General features: G+C 68.7%; 4 protein-coding genes and 2 pseudogenes. 1 reads left to right on the plus strand and 5 read right to left on the minus strand.

Annotated elements, in window-relative coordinates:
- Window positions 1–291: pseudogene (locus QOC69_RS22040) on the plus strand (nitrilase-related carbon-nitrogen hydrolase); the annotation flags it as partial.
- Here QOC69_RS22040 and QOC69_RS22045 read toward each other — a convergent pair.
- The 5 genes and pseudogenes from QOC69_RS22045 to QOC69_RS22065 form a co-directional block, all read right to left on the minus strand.
- Window positions 280–951, minus strand: a complete 672-nt coding sequence (locus QOC69_RS22045; RefSeq protein WP_526443551.1) for a pyridoxamine 5'-phosphate oxidase family protein — start codon at window positions 949–951, stop codon at window positions 280–282. The pseudogene QOC69_RS22040 and the gene QOC69_RS22045 sit on opposite strands and share 12 nt — an antisense overlap.
- Before the next feature lie 10 nt (window positions 952–961).
- Window positions 962–1,558, minus strand: a complete 597-nt coding sequence (locus QOC69_RS22050; RefSeq protein WP_526443553.1) for a cysteine hydrolase family protein — start codon at window positions 1,556–1,558, stop codon at window positions 962–964.
- 9 nt (window positions 1,559–1,567) lie between these two features.
- Window positions 1,568–2,314, minus strand: a complete 747-nt coding sequence (locus QOC69_RS22055) for a 3'(2'),5'-bisphosphate nucleotidase CysQ (RefSeq protein ID WP_526443555.1) — start codon at window positions 2,312–2,314, stop codon at window positions 1,568–1,570.
- The gene (gene cysN / locus QOC69_RS22060; protein WP_526443557.1) at window positions 2,311–4,161 is read right to left on the minus strand and encodes a sulfate adenylyltransferase subunit CysN; all 1,851 of its coding nucleotides are present in this window, start codon (window positions 4,159–4,161) and stop codon (window positions 2,311–2,313) included. The genes QOC69_RS22055 and cysN overlap by 4 nt, the downstream gene beginning before the upstream one ends.
- 64 nt (window positions 4,162–4,225) lie before the next feature.
- Window positions 4,226–4,418, minus strand: a pseudogene (locus QOC69_RS22065) (sulfate adenylyltransferase subunit CysD); the annotation flags it as partial.

Consider the following 4,418-nt stretch of genomic DNA (forward strand, 5'->3'; position numbering starts at 1 on the left):
GGGGAGCGACCGACCGAGGTGGTGCGGGCGCTGGCCGGCGCGGGGATGAACCGGATGCCCATCGCGGTGTGTGACCGCACCGGCGTCGAACGCGGCCAGGACTGGATCGGCGGAAGCGTGATCACCGGCGCCGACGGCTACCCGCTGGCCATCGCCGAGTTCGGCAGGCCGGGCAACATCACCGCCGACGTCGACCTGGAGCAGGCGCGAGTGAAGAAGTTCAACGCGCACAACGACGTTCACGGCGACCGGCGAACGGACCTGTACCGCCGCACCGCGTTACTCGACTGACGGCGGGTCGTTGCGCAGCGGGTCCGTCATCGCGCGCACCGACGCGGGCACCGGTATGCCCGGGGTGAGGTCGGGCGCGGACTGCGGCGCACCGTAGCTGATCGTCATCGGCACCACGCCGGCCCAGGCATCGGCGGCGACGTCCTCCTCTGGATCCTCGGGCCAGCCTGCGCTGACCTTGAGTGACCAGTTGTCCTCGCCGATGGGCATGCGCAGCGCCATGGTCGCGGCGAGTTCCCTGCGGGTGCTGGGCCGCAACTCGGCCACCCGGCCGGGGATGAACACCTCGGTCACCGACTCGAGGTACGGGACCTTGTCGGTCTCCGGCACTAGCTCGAATACGCCGAACAGCGCGGCGCTGCGGTACCGGAACGACGACTCGAACGCGCTGCGTGCCACGACGACGCCGTCCAACGCGGTCACCGACACGGCCGCGGCCGCACCCCCCGCCAGCGCACGCATCCACGGCGAGCCCGTCGAGCCGTGGATCACCAGTTCGTCGCCGATCCTGGCGAATCCGGTCGGGAAGATCACCGGATGGCCGTCGCGGATCAGCGCGACGGTGGCCAGCGGCGTGCTGTCGAGCAGTTCGTCGAGACTGCTGCGCGACGTGTCCTGCTTCTCGCCGATCCGGGTGATCCGGGTGGAGGGTTGCGTCATCTGAATATTCTCAGTCCAGGATGCCCGATGCGCCGGGTACCACCACGGCGAACAGGTCGGCGATACCCGCCAGGCTCGCCGACTGGATGGTCGCGGCGGGCACCGATTCGCCCCCGACACCTGGCAGTGACCGGGTCGCGGTCGCTGCGGCCACCACGGTGGGCGCATAGCCGAGGTTGAAGGCGCCCCGCGCGGTCGAGTTGACGCACATGTGCGTCATGAAGCCGGCGAGGACGAGGTTGGAGGCGCCGACCGCCTTGAGGCGCTCCTCGAGATCGGTCTGCACGAACGAGTTCGGGTACTGCTTGACCACCACGGGTTCACCCTCGCGCGGCGCCACCTGCGCGACGATCGCGCCGCTCTCGCCTTCGACGTCGTACAGCGAGCCGGGACCGTCGGAGTGCTGGATGTGAATGATCGGAATGCCCGCGGACCGGGCCCGCTCCAGCAACGCGGCGGCCTCGTCGAGTGCGGCCGCGATACCGTCGAGTTCCATGACGCCATGGGTATAGGTGTTCTGGCAGTCGATCAGGACCAGCGTCGAATCGGCAAGGGCTGCGGGCTCGAGTGGAAGTTCGGCCAGGGCACGCAGCGTGGGGTTGCTCATGGCACCAGGCTAGTGCGACGTCGTGACCGCCAGCACGGCGTGGGCCAACTCCGGCCTGCACACGATGAGGTCGGGCAGCAGCGGGTCTGCCCGGTTGTATATCAGCGGCGAGCCGTCGATGCGCGAGGTGTAGAGGCCGGCCGCGCGGGCCACCGCGACGGGCGCCGCGGAATCCCATTCGTACTGGCCGCCGGCATGCACGTACACGTCGGCCAGACCTTGCACCACCGACGCGACCTTGGCTCCCGCCGAACCCATTTCGACCAGGGTGCCGTCCAGCGCGTCGCGGACGGCCAGCGCCACAGCGGGTGGGCGGGTGCGCGACACCACGATTCGCGGCGTGACAGGCACGGCGGGCGGTGCGGCGACGTCCGGGGTGGCCAGGGTAACGCCTTGGGCGGGCAGAGCGACGGCGCCGGCCACCAACTCGCCGGACTCCCACAGGGCCACGTGCACGGCCCAGTCGTCGCGATCGAGTTCGGAGAACTCCCTGGTGCCGTCGAGCGGGTCGACGATCCACACCCGTTGCGCAGTCAACCGCACCGAGTTGGCCTTGTCCTCCTCCGACGCCTCCTCGGACAGCACGGCGTCCTCGGGCCGATGCTCGGCAAGCGCCGCCATCAGGAAGTCGTGGGACCGCTTGTCCCCTGCGGACTTCCGCTCGGCGGCGGTGGCGTCGGCGAGCTCGGTGCGGACGGCGAGCAGCAGTTCACCTGCTTGCGTGGCCAGCCTGGCGGCCAGCTCGTGATCGCTCACCGGCGCGTGCCGAACATGTCGATCACCTGCTGGGCCAGCGACTCCACCGACTGGTCCGGGGTGAGGCGCAGGTCCGGCTTCTTCGGCCGCTGATACGGGCTGTCGATGCCGGTGAAGTGGGTGATCTCCCCCGCTCGCGCCTTGGCGTAGAGGCCCTTGGGGTCACGGCGTTCGCAATCCTCCAGCGGGGTGTCGCAGAACACCTCGAAGAAGTCGTACCCCTGGTCGACGTGCACCTTCCTGGCCAACGCGCGGTGCTCCTCGAGCGGGCTGATCGCCGGCACCAGCACGATCTGGCCGGAGTCGGCGAGCAGCGTGGCGATGTGGGCCAGCCTGCGAAGGTTCTCGGCGCGGTCGGCCATCGAGAAGCCGAGATCGGCGTTGAGCCCATGGCGCAGGTTGTCGCCGTCGAGAACGTAAGCGGGACGCCCGCTTTCGAGCAGCTTCTGCTCGACCAGCATGGCCACCGAGGACTTGCCCGAACCGGACAACCCGGTGAACCACACCGTGCTGCCCCGGGACAGCCGGTCCTGCGCGGTGACGAGGTTCTGGTGCCGGACGGCGTTGGGACTCGCCGTCCGGCTCGCGGCAGGCGACGTGTCGCGGACCATGCCCGCCGCGACGGTGCCGTTGGTGTCGGGGTCGATCAGGATGAACGATCCGGTGGCGGCGTTGCGCGAATACTCGTCGAGTAGCAGCGGCACCTGCGTGCGCAGCGTGACGCGTCCGAGTTCGTTGAGCTTCAACGCCGTTGCGCCCTTGTCGCGGTGCAGTGTGTTGACGTCGAGCCGGTAGTCCAGCGCGGTCACCTTGGCGCGGGTGGCCCTGGTGGTGTGCTTGATGACGTAGTCGCGGCCCGGTTCCAGCGCCGACTCGTCGGCCATCCAGCACACGGTGGCGTCGAAGTCCTGGGTGGCATGCGGCTGGTTGTTGACTCGCGTGATCATGTCGCCGCGGGAGATGTCGATGTCGTCGGCCAGGCTGATTGACACCGCCATCGGCGGAAATGCCTCGGCGACTTGCCCGTTCGGTCCCTCGATCACGGTGATGCGGCTGGTCTTGCCCGTTGGCAGCACCACGATCTCGTCGCCGGGACGCATGACGCCGCTGGCCACCGTGCCTGCGTAGCTGCGATGGTCGGCGTGCAAGCGGGTCTGCGGCCGGATGACGTACTGGACCGGGAACCGCACGTCGACCAGGTTGCGGTCACCGGCGATGTAGACCTCTTCGAGATGGGTGAGCAGCGCAGGGCCCTCGTACCACGGGGTGCGCTCGGACTTGGTCACCACGTTGTCGCCGTTGAGTGCGGACAGCGGGATGGACGTCACGTCGTGCACGTCAAGCCGTGCGGCGAACTCGTGGAAGTCGTCGCGGATCTTCTCGAACCGCTCCTGATCCCAGTCGACCAGGTCCATCTTGTTGACCGCCAGCACGATGTGCCGGATGCCGAGCAGGGACGCCAGGAAGGCGTGCCGCCGGGACTGCTCGAGCAACCCGTGCCGGGCGTCGACGAGCACGATTGCGAGTTGGGCCGTCGACGTGCCGGTGACCATGTTCCGCGTGTACTGCGTGTGCCCCGGGGTGTCGGCGATGATGAACTTCCGCTTGGGCGTGGCGAAGTAGCGGTAGGCGACGTCGATCGTGATGCCCTGCTCGCGCTCGGCGCGCAGGCCGTCGGTCACAAGGGCGAGGTCGGTGTAGTCGTTACCGCGCTCCTTCGAGGTCTTCTCGACGGCTGCCAGCTGGTCCTCCATGACGGCCTTGGAGTCGTAGAGCAGCCGACCGATCAGGGTCGACTTGCCGTCGTCGACGGAACCTGCCGTCGCGATCCGCAGAAGCGTTGCCATCAGCTGTGCTCTCTCTTCTTCGCGCAAGCCATCACATCACCCGTCGCTTCGCTCGCCCCGGCCATCAGAAGTACCCCTCGCGCTTGCGATCTTCCATGCCTGCTTCGGAGATCCGGTCGTCGGCGCGGGTCGCGCCCCGCTCGGTAAGCCGCGACACGGCCGTCTCGGCGATCACCTCGGACACCGTGCTCGCCGACGATTCGACGCAGCCGGTGCAGGTGACGTCACCGACGGTGCGGAAGCGGACGACCTTTTCG

Origin of the sequence: Mycobacterium sp., assembly GCF_032162105.1 — a bacterium.
Lineage (GTDB): Bacteria > Actinomycetota > Actinomycetes > Mycobacteriales > Mycobacteriaceae > Mycobacterium.

Bases quoted from the DNA above. Each gene is read 5' to 3' on its own strand.
- QOC69_RS22045 (WP_526443551.1), bottom strand. From the start codon at position 951: ATGACGCAACCCTCCACCCGGATCACCCGGATCGGCGAGAAGCAGGAC.
- QOC69_RS22050 (WP_526443553.1), bottom strand. From the start codon at position 1,558: ATGAGCAACCCCACGCTGCGTGCCCTGGCCGAACTTCCACTCGAGCCC.
- cysN (WP_526443557.1), bottom strand. From the start codon at position 4,161: ATGGCAACGCTTCTGCGGATCGCGACGGCAGGTTCCGTCGACGACGGC.